At 39.0% G+C, this 18083-nt stretch carries 18 protein-coding genes; 1 reads left to right on the top strand and 17 read right to left on the bottom strand.

Going from position 1 to position 18083, the window contains the following annotated elements:
• Positions 1 to 25 precede the first annotated feature (25 nt).
• The 15 genes from BMY66_RS01345 to BMY66_RS01275 form a co-directional block, all read right to left on the bottom strand.
• Positions 26 to 805, bottom strand: coding sequence for a ZIP family metal transporter (locus tag BMY66_RS01345; RefSeq protein ID WP_090393902.1), 780 nt, complete (start codon positions 803 to 805; stop codon positions 26 to 28).
• A gap of 92 nt (positions 806 to 897) precedes the next feature.
• Positions 898 to 2556, bottom strand: coding sequence for a methyl-accepting chemotaxis protein (locus BMY66_RS01340; RefSeq protein WP_177175551.1), 1659 nt, complete (start codon positions 2554 to 2556; stop codon positions 898 to 900).
• A 189-nt stretch (positions 2557 to 2745) separates the two neighbouring features.
• A complete protein-coding gene (locus BMY66_RS01335) occupies positions 2746 to 3255 on the bottom strand; it encodes an SEC-C metal-binding domain-containing protein (protein WP_044934617.1) in 510 nt (169 codons plus the stop codon).
• A 109-nt stretch (positions 3256 to 3364) separates the two neighbouring features.
• Entirely contained in the window at positions 3365 to 4438 is a 1074-nt protein-coding gene (locus tag BMY66_RS01330) for a C40 family peptidase (RefSeq protein WP_090393900.1), read from the bottom strand.
• A gap of 90 nt (positions 4439 to 4528) precedes the next feature.
• The gene (locus BMY66_RS01325) at positions 4529 to 5446 is read right to left on the bottom strand and encodes a bifunctional riboflavin kinase/FAD synthetase (RefSeq protein WP_090393899.1); all 918 of its coding nucleotides are present in this window, start codon (positions 5444 to 5446) and stop codon (positions 4529 to 4531) included.
• A gap of 3 nt (positions 5447 to 5449) precedes the next feature.
• Positions 5450 to 6364 carry a tRNA pseudouridine(55) synthase TruB gene (truB, locus tag BMY66_RS01320; protein ID WP_090393898.1) on the bottom strand — a complete coding sequence of 305 codons (915 nt, stop codon included), beginning with the start codon at positions 6362 to 6364 and terminating at the stop codon, positions 5450 to 5452.
• Positions 6365 to 7342: a DHH family phosphoesterase gene (locus tag BMY66_RS01315; RefSeq protein ID WP_090393897.1), complete on the bottom strand. Its 978-nt coding sequence runs from the start codon at positions 7340 to 7342 to the stop codon at positions 6365 to 6367.
• Between the two features lie 25 nt (positions 7343 to 7367).
• The gene (gene rbfA, locus BMY66_RS01310) at positions 7368 to 7754 is read right to left on the bottom strand and encodes a 30S ribosome-binding factor RbfA (RefSeq protein WP_090393896.1); all 387 of its coding nucleotides are present in this window, start codon (positions 7752 to 7754) and stop codon (positions 7368 to 7370) included.
• Positions 7754 to 10372 carry a translation initiation factor IF-2 gene (gene infB / locus BMY66_RS01305; protein WP_090393895.1) on the bottom strand — a complete coding sequence of 873 codons (2619 nt, stop codon included), beginning with the start codon at positions 10370 to 10372 and terminating at the stop codon, positions 7754 to 7756. The genes rbfA and infB overlap by 1 nt, the downstream gene beginning before the upstream one ends.
• Before the next feature lie 15 nt (positions 10373 to 10387).
• Positions 10388 to 10693: a L7Ae/L30e/S12e/Gadd45 family ribosomal protein gene (locus BMY66_RS01300; protein WP_102048062.1), complete on the bottom strand. Its 306-nt coding sequence runs from the start codon at positions 10691 to 10693 to the stop codon at positions 10388 to 10390.
• Positions 10683 to 10949, bottom strand: a complete 267-nt coding sequence (gene rnpM / locus BMY66_RS01295; RefSeq protein WP_090393894.1) for an RNase P modulator RnpM — start codon at positions 10947 to 10949, stop codon at positions 10683 to 10685. Before rnpM ends, BMY66_RS01300 begins: the two co-directional genes overlap by 11 nt.
• The gene (nusA, locus tag BMY66_RS01290; RefSeq protein WP_074788971.1) at positions 10949 to 12130 is read right to left on the bottom strand and encodes a transcription termination factor NusA; all 1182 of its coding nucleotides are present in this window, start codon (positions 12128 to 12130) and stop codon (positions 10949 to 10951) included. Before nusA ends, rnpM begins: the two co-directional genes overlap by 1 nt.
• A gap of 18 nt (positions 12131 to 12148) precedes the next feature.
• Positions 12149 to 12619 (bottom strand): ribosome maturation factor RimP, encoded by a 471-nt coding sequence (rimP, locus tag BMY66_RS01285; RefSeq protein WP_074788972.1) that lies wholly within the window; start codon positions 12617 to 12619, stop codon positions 12149 to 12151.
• Between the two features lie 155 nt (positions 12620 to 12774).
• Positions 12775 to 13953, bottom strand: a complete 1179-nt coding sequence (locus tag BMY66_RS01280) for a phosphoribosylaminoimidazolecarboxamide formyltransferase (protein ID WP_074788973.1) — start codon at positions 13951 to 13953, stop codon at positions 12775 to 12777.
• A gap of 24 nt (positions 13954 to 13977) precedes the next feature.
• Positions 13978 to 14691, bottom strand: coding sequence for an IMP cyclohydrolase (locus tag BMY66_RS01275; RefSeq protein WP_074788974.1), 714 nt, complete (start codon positions 14689 to 14691; stop codon positions 13978 to 13980).
• 149 nt (positions 14692 to 14840) lie between these two features.
• Between BMY66_RS01275 and BMY66_RS01270 the strand changes: the two genes are divergently transcribed.
• Positions 14841 to 16334: a diguanylate cyclase domain-containing protein gene (locus BMY66_RS01270; protein ID WP_090393893.1), complete on the top strand. Its 1494-nt coding sequence runs from the start codon at positions 14841 to 14843 to the stop codon at positions 16332 to 16334.
• Between the two features lie 48 nt (positions 16335 to 16382).
• On the opposite strand, the gene BMY66_RS01265 is transcribed toward BMY66_RS01270, so the two are convergent.
• Positions 16383 to 17159: a hypothetical protein gene (locus BMY66_RS01265; protein ID WP_090393892.1), complete on the bottom strand. Its 777-nt coding sequence runs from the start codon at positions 17157 to 17159 to the stop codon at positions 16383 to 16385.
• A gap of 129 nt (positions 17160 to 17288) precedes the next feature.
• On the bottom strand, positions 17289 to 18047 hold the full coding sequence (hisF, locus tag BMY66_RS01260; RefSeq protein WP_033154196.1) for an imidazole glycerol phosphate synthase subunit HisF: 759 nt from the start codon (positions 18045 to 18047) through the stop codon (positions 17289 to 17291).
• Positions 18048 to 18083: the final 36 nt, after the last annotated feature.

The following is an 18083-nucleotide window of genomic DNA, read 5'->3' as shown; positions in this document are numbered from 1 at the left end:
ATGCGATAGTGCTTATTTTAAATCATCAACCTAGAGCAACATCAAGAACCATCATCAGAACAAAACCGATAGAAAAAGCAATAGTTCCCAGGTTCGAATGTTTTCCTTCAGACATTTCAGGAATCAACTCTTCTACAACTACATACATCATTGCACCAGCAGCAAATGAAAGGAAATATGGCATCAACGGAACAACTAATCCTGCCGCTATAATTGTAATAAATGCAGCAATAGGTTCTACTATACCTGACAAAACGCCCCATAAAAATGTTTTATGCTTAGGCATACCTTCAGATAAAAGAGGCATCGATACAATTGCTCCTTCAGGAAAGTTCTGTATCGCAATACCTATAGCAAGCGCCAAAGCTCCAGTTGCTGTGATTCCAACTTGGCCTGATTTAACACCAGCAAAAACAACACCAACAGCCATGCCTTCTGGAATATTATGAAGAGTTACTGCCAATATTAATTTTGTGGTCCTTTGCAATCTACTACGAGGACCTTCGTCCTGCTTATCCATATGCATATGAGGTGTAACGCAATCCAGGAAAAGCAAAAACCCTGTACCAATAAGAAAACCTATAGCAGCAGGCAAAAAAGATAGCTCGCCTAGATACTCACTACTCTCAAGTGCTGGAGAAAGTAAACTCCAAAATGAAGCAGCAACCATTACTCCAGCTGCAAAGCCTGTAAGAATCTTTTGTAATCTATCAGAAATCTCATCTTTTAGTATAAATACCATTCCAGCACCAAGGCTTGTTCCAACGAATGGTATTAAAATTCCAAGTATTATATTTATATTCATATTAGCACCAAAAGCCCCTCCCTATTTAAACTATAAATAGATTAACATAAGGGAGGGGGAATCTTATCAAAAAATAATGTTGTTGAGAAATTTTATTGGAAGAATGCCATTTCTTCCTCAAGGGTATGGGCAACCTTATTTAGGCTAGCAGCTTTAGTAGTAAGAGCCTCCATTGTATCTGCCAACTCTGTCATAGAAGCTCTCGTTTCTTCTGAGCTTGCTGCGTTCTCTTCTGAAATAGAAGAAAGTGAAGAAATAGTATCTGAAATCAGATTACTTGCTTCTTCTGTTTTATGTACGCTAGATACGATATCTTTAGTCAATGTAATAGATTTATTGATATCTTCAATCAAGTTGTCAACCTGCTCAATTGTTCTATGAATAGTATGGCGTTGTGTGGTCATAGTCTCCTGAACCTGTCCAGCCTCTTCCATTGTCTTATTAGAATCAGATGAAAGTCCCTTCATAGCCTCTTGGATATTTTGAGCTGCCTCTGCAGATTGATCAGCTAATTGTCTTATTTCATCAGCAACAACGGCAAAGCCTTTACCAGCCTCACCAGCTCGAGCAGCCTCAATACTTGCATTTAATGAAAGCAAGTTTGTCTGCGCTGCGATTGCATCAATAATAGATACTGCTTCGCTAATAGTTGTAACAGCTGTATTTGTGTTACCGATAAGTTCTACAATGCCATCAATTGCAGTAATACTTTCCCTGGTAGTCATTCTAAGCTCTGTAAGCTTATCCTGGCTGGCTTTTGAATTCTCCTGCATTGAATCAGCAAGGTTTTGCATCTCCACTGCATTGGCTGTAATCATTTCTACTGCATCATTAATACTATTCACAGATTCCACTGCGTCCTGCAGCGATTGAGCCTGGTTTTCAGCCCCTGTTGCAACCTGACCAACAGCTATACTAACGCTTTCTGTAGTATCTGTAATAGTCTTTACTGTATTAGATAAATAGCTAGCAGATTCATCCACTTCATCAGAAGATATTCTTGCGTTTCCGATAACAGATCTGATTCTAGCGGCCATGTCAAATAAAGCAGATGACATTTCGCCTAATTCATCATTTCTATTTTTAACCTTATCGCTAAGAACAATCTCCAAATCACCAGTTGCCATCTGACGAACAGCCTTAACATTTTCATCAATAGCTTCTATGATTTTTACAGTATATATAATTGCAAGTACGGTAAATAAAATAACAATTGCAAGTGCTAAGGTAACAGTCCATGCAACTCGCTTGCTAATATAATGGGTAATTTCTATCTTTTTCAAGCCAACGAATGCCATACCATATACATTACCTGACTCATCAATTAATGGCTGATATGCAACATAGTATGGTTCGTTATCAATCATTACATTCTGAGCTTGATAGCTTTGCTTGCCATTTAAAACTGTAGCAATAACAGCGTCCCCTGCCTTCGTGCCAACAACCCCTGGAATACTTGAACGTACTCTAGTGTCTCCAAGGAAGAACGTGTAATCATATCCTGTTTCAGCAGACATCTCTTCTTCTAATGTAGATGACTCATCTACTTCAACGCCATCATAAGTGTAGTCAAGGACCTGTGCATATGAAGTACAAGTAGCCATTACACCCGTTTCGACCTCGTATTCCATACCACGTCTTAAGTTGGCACACCCAACAATAGTAGCAGCTGTACCAACACAGGCTAGTGATACTACAACCAAGCCAATTAGCATAATCCTCAACGACGCCCTTTTGCTTTTTTTATCCATATTCGACCTCCGTATTTTCTCCCTTCTGGTCGATTGAACAGTATTACTTTCCTTAGCGAGTAAACCGACTATTTGGATTATATCTAAAATGTGAGTATATTCTGTGTATATTCTGTTAATTCTGACAAATGTGCGACATTTTGAAAATAAAAAAGCACATCCAATTACGGATGTGCTAAATGTCATGAATTATTTCTTGTTCATGCAGCAGTGCTTATATTTCTTTCCTGAACCACATGGACATGGATCATTACGTCCAACCTTTTTCTCTGAACGGATGATTGTGTGCATGTTCTTAGCTTCCTTTGTAAGAGCCTTTCTCTTGTCCTCATCAAAGATCTGCTCCCACTGTGGAAGGCCATAAAGCCAATCAGCCTTTGCATCAATCATGTTCTTGAAAAGCTTTTCCTTATCGAACTTAAGAGAAACTACTGTATCCTCATCCATTGTATCGATAGGGTTTGGTGTAACGAGGGATTCATTGATGCCATCTAAGAAACCAACCATAGGCATAACATCAATTTTATATTTCTCAGCAAGCTCCTTCACAGTACCCTTTACTTCTGTATCAGGATCGTCAAGTAACTGCTCGTAAATGCCTTTCTCTAAAAGAAAATAATTCTGCCAAAATCTCTGTAAATCAGCCTGAGACTGATTCTGATTGTAGGCAACCTTCTGCCAATTTTCTAGTAAACTCATATTATATTCCTCTCCAATTTGTAATCTAATCCGTGGCTAGCCACGCCTAAAATTATACCATACACAATAATAAAAGGCTAGATACTATGCTGTATCTAGCCTATGAATACTAATCATAAATTACACGAACACATTTGATAGGTGTACGGTATGTATAGTTGGAAATCTTGATTCCATCACGCTTGTTAGAAGCATGAACAATCTGTCCACCACCAATATAAATGGCAACATGATTAATGTAGCTTCCCTTGCCGTAGAATATTAAATCTCCTGGCTTTAACTCAGATGTAGAAATGGTTGTTCCTTCATTAGCCTGAGCCCTAGATGAGTGTGATAGAGAAACACCATACTGAGCCATGATTTGCATTGTGAATCCAGAACAATCGCAACCATTAGTAAGGGATGTACCACCCCAAACATATGGGTTTCCGACAAACTGAAGAGCGTAATCACAGATAGCTGTACGAACGTCAGAAACGCCCTCACCATATCTAGCTTCTGTAAGTGTCATAGCAGTCTTAAGTGAAAGGTCAACATCAACATATTCTGCTGATACATAACCCTCATCACCATCAACGTCTACTTTAATCCAGTCATCATCCTGAGTATTATCAAGGATGGCTACTTCTTCACCATCAGCAAGCTGATAGATAATCTCACAATCAGTGTTAGGCTCCACACGAACACGAAGACCACCAGTATTTGATGTAGCAACGTATTCTGCAAGCTCTGCAGCCTTTTCCCAGGCCTCATCGCCAGTCAATAGATACTCAGATAAAACATATCCTTCTACCTCGCCTGACTTGATATAGCTCCAATCGCCCTCAGTGCTAACAATTTCGCAGGCAGCATTTGCTGGAAACTTACCAACAAGCTTTCCTTCTGTATCTGCTGACTCACGAATGTTTAAGTTTCCTTCTGAAACATTACAAATACCGATATTAGTGTATCCGTAAATATCACCTAATGATTTTGCTGTAGCAACAGCATCTGAATCTGTAACTGAAAGTGACTCTAAAGAAGCTAAATCAACAGCACCAGCTGTCATAACACCAGCAATAGCTGTGCTAGAAGCATCTGTGTCAGAAGCAACATCTATATTATTTTTAGAATCAATACAATAATCAAAAATTAGTGCCGCGGCACAAACTAATGAGAAAGCTGAAATAATACGCTTTTTCATAGTACCTCCAAAGTAAAACTTTTAACGCAACACGCAAATTATAGCAATCAAATAGATAAATGTCAATATTTTGTAACATTTTCGCAATAATTATCTATTGAAGAATGCCTTTGCTGTAGCTTTATCCTTATTCATTTGATTTTTAAGCTCTTCTACTGAGCCAAATTTCTGCTCTGGTCTGATGAATGTATGGAAAGCAACTCTCACATATTTACCATATAAATCTCCGTTATAATCAAGAATATGTGTTTCGATTCCTACTATTTTTTCATCTTGAACAGAAGGTTTTGTTCCAACATTGGTAACCCCGTGATATATTCTTCCATCGAAATCAATGGAAGTTGCATAAACACCGAATTTAGGCACCAGCTTTATCTTTTCAGGCATGATATTGATTGTAGGAATGCCGATTTTAGTACCTAAATGAGCACCATGAACAACCTCGCCCCAGACGAAATAGTCATACCCAAGCATATCATTAACCATATCAATATGTCCTTCCTTAAGCTCCTCTCGGATATATGTACTACTGATATCTCGATTATTCTTTTGAATTTTGTCATAAACTTTCAGTTCAAAGTCAAAATCCTTAGAAAGCTTTTTAAGAAGCTCAACATTACCAGCACCTTTGTAACCAAAAGTGAAATCTGCGCCAACAACCATATATTTCATATTAAGATTGTCGACTAATAGCTTTATAAAGCATTCTGGAGCAGTTTCCATAAGCTTTGAATCAAATGGACATTCCACCAAATAATCCAGACCATTATTTTCTAGCATAAATACTCTCTCTTTATTAGTAATAAGAGAAGGTGTTTTGTCGTCTGAAACAATAGCTCTTGGAGTATTTGTAAATGTCACAAGACATGAGCTTAGCCCATCCTTCGATTTACTGATAATATCAGAAGTTAAAAGATGATGCCCCTTATGAATACCATCAAACTTACCTACGGTAATTGCCGTAGGAGTTGAAATTTTAGCGTCAAATAATGAATGTAAATATTCCATAGTTTATTCTGTTCCTTCAAGAAAGAACTTCTCCAGTGTAAAAATAGAATCCTTGTAGTTATATACTCCCAAAAACCTATTATCAGGCAAGTAAATCCTATATTTATTATCCTCTTCAAATGCGCTTACAGCTTCCGCAAATACGTGAGTATCCGGAATTGGTGCTCCATTTATTGCATGCTTAATAGCATCCTCAGTAGGAACAACAAATACTGTACCCATTCCCTCAAAGGCATGATCTATAGGCATCATAATGCCGTCTATATTGCCAGCCTTTACAATTCGCTCGATTTCATCCAAAGTGTGGGCATCACTAATGTCAAACATGCTCACCTTTGTACGAACAAGAGACTTCATTGCGCAGCCACAGCCTAAAAGCTGACCTACATCATGACATATGGATCTGATATAGGTGCCCTTACCACAATGAACTCGTATTGTAACTAATGGCAATTCCATAGAAATAACATCTATGCTGAAAACCTTTACTGGACGAGGCTTTCTTTCTACTTCCTTGCCAGCTCTAGCAAGCTCATAAAGCTTTTTGCCATTAACCTTTAACGCAGAATACATAGGTGGAACCTGCATGATATCACCAACAAAGGAATCCAAGGCATTTTTAACCTGTTCCTCTGTCACATCTACAGATTTACGATTTAGAATACGACCACTCATGTCGTAGGTATCAGTCTCAATACCAAGCTGCATGACACACTCGTAGACCTTATCTTTATCTGTAAGCATATCGCAAAGCTTCGTAGCTTTGCCAACACAAACCGGAAGCACACCAGTCGCATCTGGATCAAGTGTACCTGTATGCCCGATTTTTTTTATTTTTAATATACCACGAAGCCTGGCAACCACATCAAATGAAGTATACCCGGCTTCTTTATAGACATTGATTATGCCACTATTCATTTAATATAATCCTAACTCTTTAAGCTGTTTTTCAACCATAGAAACGATATTATCGATAACATCCCATGGTTTGTCGGTATCTACTGAAAAACCAGCAGCTTTCTTGTGGCCACCGCCTCCGTAAACACTTGTTATAACTGTTAAATCTACATCTCCAGTTGCTCTAGTGCTGCCCTTGAAATCTCCATCAGTAAGCTCATACAAAAATACAGCAACCTCAACACCTGTTGTATCACGAAGCTGTTGAACAATGCCCTCTAAATGCTTACTTTCAGCACCAAATTCTGCCATATCCTCCGCTGTAATAACAGCAGCAATTACCTTGCCATCAAGATAAGTTCTGCATCCCAGTAAAGCTTTGCCAAGCATACGATTTTGTACCATAGTCTTAGCAAAATAAGTATCTGTGCAAATCTTAGGATAATCTATGCCCTTAGTCATAAGGAAACCTGCAGCGGCCATAGTAGCCTCTGTAGTACAAGAATATTGAAAAACACCTGTATCATGGATAATTCCTAAATAAAGGCATTCTGCAATGTCCTTTGTAATTTTCTCCTTGCCAATTTGGTTGTAGACTAATTCGCATGTAGAACTGTCATCTGGAATAATGTAGCTAAATTCCGAAAATCCATTATTGCTGAAATGATGATCGATACATACTGTATGCTTCGCCTTCTCAAAGAAATTAAAAGCATCTCCAAGTCTTGAGCCCTCTGAACAATCAAGAGCTATATATAAATCGAAAACAGTGTCCTCTGAAACAGTATGTATATCCTGAATCTTATCAGCGTTCTTTAAAAATTTGAAAGTGTTTGGGATGGGATCAAGATAAACATGAGCTTCCACATTTGGGTAGTAAGTAACAATATAGTTGTACATAGCAAGGCATGAACCTACGCAATCTCCGTCAGGTCTGATGTGTCCGCTAATACCTACTGTCTTCGCATTTGTCAAAAGCTCATGTAAATTATCTATCATATTCCCGTCTCCAATTTAATGTATTTTAGTTTTCTTCGCCGTTCTGCTCTCTTTTATGAAGAGGAGCATTGACTTCATCAATAAGCTTGCTCATCTTTGCAGCATATGCAATAGACTGATCACTAACAAATGTAATCTCAGGTGTGTTTCTAAGATTTACTCTGTGAGCAAGCTCTCTGCGGATGAATCCAGCAGAGCTTTTAAGACCCTCGAGAGTCTTTCTGGCTGCTTCATCATCCCCAAGAACTGAAATATAAGCCTTGCATGTCTTAAGGTCAGGAGCAACCTCAACAGATACAACAGATGTAACTGGTGAAATGCGAGGATCCTTTACCTCAAGACGAATAATATTGCTAAGCTCACGCATAACTTCTTCGTTTATACGTGTATTTTTAACTGAATTTTTTCTCATTATCTAGGTACCTCTACCATGATGTAAGCCTCGATAATATCCATCTCCTGAACATCGTTGAAGTCTTCAATTACGAGACCACACTCAAAGTTTGACTTAACTTCCTTAACGTCATCCTTAAATCTCTTAAGAGAACCAAGCTTACCTTCGTGAATAAGCTCACCCTCACGAGTTACGCGGACCATACAGTCTCTCTGGAAGTAACCATCTGTAACATATGAACCAGCAATGTTACCAACACCAGAAGCCTTGAAGATCTGACGAACTTCAGCATGACCGATAACTTTCTCCTCGTAAATTGGATCAAGCATACCCTTCATAGCAGACTCAACATCGTTGATAGCATCGTAAATAACCTTGTAAAGACGAAGATCTACACCTTCTCTATCAGCTGTAGCCTTTGCCTGAGGATCGATACGTACGTTAAATCCAATGATGATTGCATTTGAAGCAGATGCAAGAACTACATCGGATTCGTTGATTGTACCAACACCACCGTGGATTGTCTTAACAACAACCTCTTCATTTGAAAGCTTCTCAAGTGACTGCTTAACAGCCTCAACAGAACCCTGAACGTCAGCCTTAACAATAATATCAAGTTCCTTAAGGTTTCCTGACTCAATCTCACTAAAGAGTGCATCAAGAGACATCTTTGACTTAGTCTGCTCAACAAGCTTGTTCTTGTGCTCTGCAACGAATGTATCTGCAAATGCATGAGCTTCCTTCTCGGAATCAAATGCCATTAATACTTCACCTGCATTTGGAACCTCGGAAAGACCAAGAATCTCTACAGGAACAGATGGACCTGCGCTCTTTACGCGAGCACCAGTGTCATCAAGCATTGCACGAACCTTACCATGACAGCTACCGCAGGCAACAGGATCACCAACGTGAAGTGTACCCTTCTGAACAAGTACAGTTGCAACTGCACCACGTCCCTTATCAAGCTGTGCCTCGATAACAAGACCACGAGCCTTACGATTTGGGTTTGCCTTAAGCTCAAGTACTTCTGCTGTAAGAAGAATCATTTCAAGAAGGTTGTCGATACCTTCCTTTGTGTGAGCTGAAACTGGACAGAATACTGTGCTTCCACCCCAATCCTCTGGGATAAGCTGATACTCTGAAAGCTCCTGCTTAACTCTATCAATATTTGCATTAGGTTTATCAATCTTGTTGATTGCAACAATGATTTCGATTCCAGCAGCCTTTGCATGGTTAATAGCCTCTACTGTCTGTGGCATAACACCATCATCAGCAGCTACTACAAGGATAGCGATATCTGTTGAGTTTGCACCACGCATACGCATAGCAGTAAATGCCTCGTGTCCTGGTGTATCAAGGAATGTGATATCCTGTCCATTAATAGATACTGTATAAGCACCGATGTGCTGTGTGATACCACCAGCCTCACGGTCTGTAACCTTTGTATCACGAATAGCATCAAGAAGTGATGTTTTACCGTGATCTACGTGACCCATTACACAAACAACAGGTGGACGTGATGGGAAGTTTGATGTATCTTCTTCCTCTTCCTTAAGAAGCTCAGCGATAACATCTACCTTTTCCTCTTCCTCACAGATACAGTTGAATTCAAGAGCGATTTCCTCTGCCTTTTCGAAGTCAACTTCCTGGTTAACTGTAACCATTGTACCCTTCATGAAAAGAGTCTTAACAACTGCAGATGCCTGAACCTTCATCTTGTCAGCAAGATCCTTGATAGTAATTCTTTCAGGAATTGTGATTGTAAGAACTTCGTCCATGTTACGCTCTGGAGCCTTAGGAGCATTGTTCTTTTTCTTCTTTCCACCATTCTTTTCAAGATTGATGAAACGTTCCTGCTTCTTACCGCCTAAGTTGTTCTCTCTATCGTTGTTCTTCTTTTTCTTATCATCGCGACGACCGCCCTTTGAGTTTGAAGAAGGTGCCATATCAGGAGCAGATGCCTGCTGCGATGGACGATTGTTTCTTCCTGCTGATGTTCTGTCGTTGTTGCGATCATTGTTACGATCGTTATTTCTATCGTTTCTGTTTCCAGGTCTATTGTTGTCGCGTCTATCATTGCGATTGTCGTTACGATTATCGTTTCTATCTCTTCTATCGTTACGCTCTGGACGCTCTGAACGCTCATTTCTATCCTGCTTCTTTGCTGGACGTGTGTTTTCCTGTCCCTCAGCTGGCTTCTTCTTTGATACAAACTCTGTATCATTAGACTGTGCAGACGCACGCTGAGATGGACGAACTCCATCAGCAAATGAACGTGGTCTGATTGGTCCTCTAGGCTGCTGAGCCTGCTTCTCGCGATTGTTATCACGATTATCATTTCTCTCGCCTCTAGAAGAATTGTCAGAGCTACGACGTCTTCTGTCATCGCTACCACGAGTAACAACGAAAACATTCTTTTTCTTCTTTACAGGATTTCCGTCTTTGTCTACAGGACGTGGCTTCTTAGCCTTTGGAGCTTCGGACTTTGAGAAATTCTTGCGAATTTTATCAGCCATATCGTCCTCCACACCACTCATTGCTTTTGCTTCTATTCCATTAGAGCCAAGAAAAGCAATAATATCTTTGCTTTCTTTTCCAAGCTCTTTGGCTAATTCATGTACTTTAATTTTTGCCATCTAATATCCTCCTCATCAAGCTTTATCTATCTTATCAAGGATGCTTAAGGATAGATTTTCATCGCACACTACGATTGATGCCCGATATTCTTTTCCAATTGCATGACCTAAAGATTCTTTAGTTCCGTATTCTATGTATTTAACATCATAGAACTCACACGAATTTGAAAATGATTTTTTAGTATTATCTGAAGCATCACCAGCAACTATACAAAGAAAACCACTGCCTTCTTTAATGGCTTGCTCGCAAGCGAATTCACCACTAACAAGAGCGCCAGCTTTCATTGCTATGCTAATCATATTAAGTGCTTTATCTGTCATTTTCTAACTCCGTATATAAAATATTAAATACCTCTTCATTGACTGCCTGTCTAAGGGATCTGTTTAAAGATTTTTTCTTTAAAGCATTATCTAGGCAGGATTTGTTTTTGCAGATATATGCTCCACGACCTTGCGCCTTATAGCTTATATCAAGCTGGACGCCCTGTGCCGATTTAACCAATCGAAATAACTGATTCTTTGGAAGCATCTGTCCGCATGAAACACATTTTCTAAGAGGTAGTTCTTTGACTTCCATTACTCTTCCTCAGACTCTGCAGCGTCAGACTCTACTTCAGCGTCCTCAGCGTACTCGTCCTCGTCATAGTACTCATCCTCATCATAATACTCGTCGTCATCATCGTAATCTTCTTCGTAATCAAGGAAATCACCAGCTTCCTTAGCCTGTGTTTCGCTCTTGATATCAATCTTGAAGCCTGTAAGACGAGCAGCAAGACGTGCGTTCTGTCCTTCCTTACCAATAGCAAGTGAAAGCTGATAATCAGGAACAACTACACGTGCGCTCTTTTCATCAGCGTCAGCAACAACTGCAACAACCTTTGCTGGTGAGAGTGCATTTTCAATAAGGTATGCAGGGTTCTCATCCCACTCTACGATATCGATTTTCTCGCCACGAAGCTCATTAACGATTGCGTTTACACGTGCACCGTTCTGACCTACGCATGCTCCAACTGGATCTACATCCTCGTCGTTTGACCAAACAGCAATCTTTGTACGGCTGCCAGCCTCACGAGAGATTGACTTGATTTCTACGATACCATCGCGAACCTCTGAAACTTCCTCTTCGAAAAGCTTCTTAACAAGCTCTGGGTGTGTACGAGATACAAGAATACGTGGTCCCTTGTTTGATGTCTTAACTTCTACGATATAAACCTTGATACGGTCCTGTGGCTTGTAGAACTCGCCCTTAACCTGCTCAGACTCTGCAAGGAATCCCTCAAGCTTACCAAGGTTAACATGGATATTGCTTCCTGAGAAACGAGTAACAACACCTGTAACAACCTTGTGCTGAAGCTCATAGTACTCCTCGTAAAGAACCTTACGTTCTTCCTCGCGGATTTTCTGTGTGATTGTGTTCTTAGCTGCTGTAGCTGCGATACGGCCAAAATCCTTTGACTTAACCTCGATGTGAAGAACATCACCAATCTGGTGCTTACCATTGATGTTCTGAGCATCAGCAAGTGAAATCTCCTCAACAGGATCCATAACCTCATCAACTACTGTCTTTGCAAGAAATACATGATAAGCGCCAGTCTCTCTGTCGATTTCAACTGTAGCATTATCTGCCTTTCCATAATTGTTCTTACATGCAATAAGAAGTGAATTCTCGATTGTCTCGATTAACACGTCCATGCTGATATTTTTCTCTTTTGCAAGATCTGTAAGAGCATCCCAAAAATCATTTGTATTAGCTGCCATTATTTCCTCCTATTTCTACTAGAAATCTATTGATAATTTGATTTGTGCAACGTCTGATCTATTAAACACCTCTGTGCCATCTTCAAATTCGATTGTAAAAGTATCCTTATCGAAGGCCTTAAGTGTTCCAGTAAATTCCTTAGCACCATTAACCGGCTTGTATGTCTTAATATCAACATCAAGTCCAATGGCTTTTTCAAAATGCTTATCTTTCTTTAAAACTCTGCCAAGACCTGGTGAACTAACTTCGAAGATATATCCTTCGTCTCCACCAATCTGTGGCTCTGCGTCAAGTAAATCGTTCATGCGACGGCTTACATCTACGCAATCATCAATTGTGATACCACCTTCCTTGTCGATGTAGGCTCTAAGATAATAATCTGCGCCCTCTTTAACGTATTCAACGTCATAGAGCTCAAAGCCCATCTCATCAAGAATAGGAGTTATCAATTCTTCCGTACGTTTTTCGTAATCGGTGTGTTTTGACATAAATGTCCTCCTTATTCAGTTGTGCATGTTAAAAGTGAACAAACATAGTAAAAGAGAGAGCAAAAACGCTCTCTCTTTCAGTCGCTCTCTTCAATAACAATAATCATTATATCAGAATTATTTGATTTTTCAAGCTTTTTAGGGAAAAACCCATATTAATGATGGAATAGACGAAGTCCAGTAAACGACATAACCATTCCGTACTTGTTACATGTCTCGATAACATTGTCATCACGAACAGAGCCGCCAGGCTGAGCTACATACTTAACACCTGACTTATGGGCACGCTCAATATTATCGCCAAATGGGAAGAATGCATCACTACCAAGTGCTACATCAGACATCTTATCAAGCCATGCACGCTTTTCTGCTCTTGTAAACTCGCTTGGTCTTGTCTTGAAAGTCTTCTGCCATACATCATCTCCGATTACATCCTCGAATTCATCACCAATGTAAAGGTCGATTGCATTATCTCTATCAGCTCTCTTGATTCCATCAACAAAATCAAGGTTAAGAACCTTTGGAGACTGACGAAGCCACCAGTTATCAGCCTTCTGTCCTGCAAGACGAGTACAGTGAATACGTGACTGCTGGCCAGCACCAATGCCGATTGCCTGGCCATCCTTTACGTAGCAAACAGAATTAGACTGTGTGTACTTAAGAGTAATCATTGCAATGGCAAGATCAATCTTAGCCTGCTCTGTAAGTTCTTTATTGTCTGTAACAATATTAGCAAAGAAATTGTCATCAATAACAAGCTCATTTCTTCCCTGCTCAAATGTAATACCAAATACTTCCTTACGCTCAAGCTGCTTTGGAACGTAGTTTGGATCAATTTTGATTACAGCATAGTTGCCGTTTTTCTTAGCCTTAAGAATCTCGAGAGCTTCTGGCTCGAAACCAGGTGCAATGACACCATCAGAAACCTCTCGCTTAATAAGCTTTGCTGTAGCAACATCGCAAACATCAGAAAGTGAAATGAAATCTCCAAATGAAGACATTCTATCTGCACCTCTTGCTCTAGCATATGCATTTGCAAGTGGAGTAAATTCCATATCTAAATCATCACACCAGTAAATCTTGCGCTCTACGTCTGAAAGAGGAAGACCCACAGCAGCGCCTGCTGGTGAAACATGCTTGAATGATGTAGCAGCTGCAAGACCAGTAGCCTTCTTAAGCTCGGAAACTAACTGCCAACCATTAAAGGCATCTAAAAAATTAATATAACCAGGCTTACCAGAAAGAACCTCAATTGGAAGATCCCCATCTTCCATATAGATTCGTGAAGGCTTCTGATTAGGGTTACAACCATACTTTAATTCCAATTCTTTCATTACAAAATCCTCCAAAATACAAAATTATTTATTCTTGTTTACGATACGAGTTTCTACGGCACCACTAGCGATATCGATGTAGCGTACAAAAAGTGAAACCTTGTTATCTTCATTAAGGTTCTCCCAAATAACTGATGTAAACTCATCGATGTTTCCCTTTATTTCAATTGGGGTTGGCTCTCCCTCATATGAAGGAAGTGGATTGCCATCATTCATATATGTGTGAATAAATCGGCCTGAACCAGCCTTAGGATTAGAATAATCAAAAGTGTATCTGTTACATGAATCGCTATCGCCCATGTTTGATTTAAGAATTGACATTAAATAATTGAATTCACCATTTTCGATGTGAATAAGACCTGAAATACGAGGAGTGAAATTAGGGCCATCTGGCTCGAACTCACGAAGGCGAAGTGCTTGTTCAAATGTCTTGCCTTTCTTCATTTCGTCGTAAATAGTGTCTGTCTGGTCTCCGTTTGTAACAATGGTATCATTTCCGAGCACTCGCACTGGTGCATAGATAATAAGTGAAGGGTCTGTAAGCTTTGAAGGATCGAAAGCCTGTGTGCGAATGCCCTCACCGTCCTCTACGAATACTCTGTTTCTGGAATTTTCAGAACGCCCCATAATAAAATAAGCAGAGACAGCCTTGGTTCCGTCTTCTGAACGGCCAATGACAATGCCTCTGCCTGGATACGTGGTTTCTGATAATTCTCTTGCTAAAGATTTTACTACCATGGGTTCCTCCTTTAATACATTTTCCGCAAAAATTATAACCGAACAACATCTCAAAGTCCACCATATTTTGTTTGTTATTTCCATTTATATTCACAACTTTTTCAAACAAATGGATTAAGCTTTATATACATGATTATGAGGAGTATGTAATGAAGAACGTAACAAGTTATGAAGACTTTAAGCAAAAAAATTATAGAAAAATAAATGACTATATAAATAAATGTCTATGGATTGGAATATCTATAGGCCCTCTTATGGCCATCCCTATTGCACTGGGCATAATTCATAGCATAGATTATTTCGACTGTCTATTTTTATCTGGAATCATTCTACTACTTGCTGCAATACACCGTTTTGCTATGTACAAATTTCCAGATTCTAAAAATACAGCAATTTTTGCATTGGTTTCACTAGATATATTATTGTTTTTTTTGAATTACTCCCATTTTGCAATCAAGATTACATGGTTTTTGGTCCCTTTATTAAGCATATTATATGTAAATAAAACAATATATATGTTTTCATCACTATTTAATTATATGATGATGATCCTTGCAGCATATGAAACTGCCCCTTTCTATGCAGCTAGAAAAGCTGGAAACATAAGTCCAAAAATGGAATTCAGAGGCAGCATAACTGGATACACTATAGAAGCAATACTTATGTTTATTGTTGGATACGTAATACTCGAAGTATCTATAAACTATATGAAGCAGCTGATGGAGAAATTTCTGGAAATACGTGATCACGAAAAAGATATGCAAGAGCAAATGAAAACTCTTCGCTCAATGGCTGAAATTTATAATAACGTTAATCTTATAAACTTTATTAACTCTACGGAAATTTCACTGCGTGATGAAAACAAGGTTGAGCACAAAATAGAAATGCCAAATCAGAATCACACAAAAATGACCCAATCTATTAGAAAATTTGTTGTGCCTGAGCAAGTAGATGACTTTTGGAAGTTTACGGATATCACCACAGTTCGAGCAAGACTAACAAATAAAAAGATTTTATCAAGCGATTTCATCAATGCTACATATGGTTGGTTTAGAGCTCAGTATATTGCCGTTGATGAAACTCCAGATGGAATACCTAATATCGTTATTTTCACTACACGAAATATCGAAGAAGAGAAACGCCGTGAGGAGCATCTGATAAACATTTCCTTAACTGATGAGCTTACAAGGCTGTTCAACAGACGTTGCTATGACGATGACGTAGAAGTATATAAAAAAGAAGGCCTGCCTGAAGACTTTGTTATCTTCTCAGTAGATGTTAATGGCCTAAAGAAAGCAAATGACACAATCGGACATGCAGCTGGTGACGAATTAATAAAGGGCGCCGCAGATTGCTTGCAATCAACTATAGGCTCCTTTGGTAAGACCTACAGAACCGGTGGCGATGAATTCTTGGCAATACTACACACTAACAATCCTGGGCAGATAGTAAACGATATAAAAGCGAAAGCGGCCCAATGGAGAGGTTTATTAGTAGATAAGCTTTCACTTTCAGTAGGATATGCAGCTTATGTAGATTCACTAGATGCATCTATAGAGGATCTGGAGCATAAAGCAGACAAGCATATGTACGAAGACAAAAATAGATATTACAAAGAAAATGGCATTGACCGCCGTAAATAAAGACATAAAAAAGCTGGCCCTTAAGGACCAGCTTTTGTTTACTATTAATTAGGTTGTTGTATTGAATTTACTTATCATATCATCAGCAGATAATGAATAATCTCCGCTATTGGTATATGACTTACGGCCAGTAATACTAGCAAGTTCATTGCCTGCATAGGAATTAGCCATTGATGACTTGGTGGCTACCTGATAAGCATAGCTACCAGTTCCATTAAACAAATCCTTTACATAAGTCATATTAGCTTTATTCTTTAGGAAATCTTCATCAACATTAAGATGATTCTTATTATCTATGGTAATTCCAGCCTTTCCAAGGGTCTGGGCTGTCTTAGCTGAAGTTGTAACCATCGCTGCAACCTGAGAAAGAATTCCAGTACTCTCTGACTTCTGGCCACTATCTACAAGCTCATTATATGCATCTGCAAAACCTTTAATAGCGCTATAAATCTTATCTTTGTCATAGTCCTTTGTAACATTGCCTTCTTCATCAGTAGATTCAACTTCGTTCCAGATTGAATTCTTGCCTTTAGCTAAAAGCTTATCTGTAGCTTTGCTCAAATCTGACGAATCATTTCTAATCTCACTCAAATTAGAGTCTGCAATCTTTGACTTTTTAGATGTGTCAGACTTTAAATTTCCATCATTATCGTACTTTGAATAATACGACTTAACTAGCTTTCCATATGAACCTGATTTAATCTGAGATAAGCTTGTTAGAGAGCCTTCTAATCCTCCAAACATTGAATTAATGCCCGAAGAATTGTTACCTCCAAACAATGAATATATAGAATTGTTTCCAAATGAATTAATAGTTAAAGACATAAACATCACTCCTTTGAAAATAAAACATGAACATCCTTGTTCTACTGTTTTGTCTCTTACTTACATTTATACTTACTAACATAATAACAGGGACATGTGAAACTTTTGTTAAAACATATCCCATCTTTTTTATAATCTTACAGAAACCCCCTGATTCCTAAGATATTTCTTTAAATCAACGATTTCCAGTTCCTTATAATGGAATAAAGATGCCGCAAGAGCCGCGTCAGCACCACCAATTGTAAGAGCATCCTTGAAGTGCTCCATATTGCCAGCGCCACCTGATGCAATGACAGGAATATTTACAGCATCAGAAACAGCCTTAGTAAGTTCCAAATCAAATCCCGCTTTTGTACCATCACAATCCATAGAAGTAAGAAGAATCTCGCCCGCTCCAAGCTTTTCGCACTTAATAGCCCATTCTACTGCATCTATGCCGCAATCTAATCTACCGCCGTGCTTATAAATGTTAAAGCCTCCATCAAGACGCTTCTTTGCATCAATAGCAACAACGACACATTGGCTGCCAAATTTATCAGCAGCGTCTGAAATAAGACGAGGATTGTCAATTGCAGCAGAATTAACAGAGATTTTATCTGCTCCCTCACGTAAAAGAGCTTTGAAATCATCTACAGTACGAATACCACCGCCAACAGTAAAAGGTATAAAAACCTGTTCTGCAACACGACGAACCATATCAACAACAGTATTTCTACCATCTGAAGATGCGGTGATATCAAGAAATACTACTTCATCCGCTCCTGCTTTATCGTAAGCTGCTGCGATTTCTACAGGGTCCCCAGCATCTCTTAAATCAACGAAATTAACACCCTTAACGACTCTTCCATCTTTGACATCCAAACATGGGATAATACGCTTTGTAAACATAACAATTCTCCTATATAACAAACAACTAGCAACATG

This window comes from Pseudobutyrivibrio sp. C4, assembly GCF_900111635.1.
GTDB classification, from domain to species: Bacteria; Bacillota; Clostridia; order Lachnospirales; family Lachnospiraceae; genus Pseudobutyrivibrio; species Pseudobutyrivibrio ruminis.
This window is presented reverse-complemented; position numbering and strand designations above follow the sequence as displayed.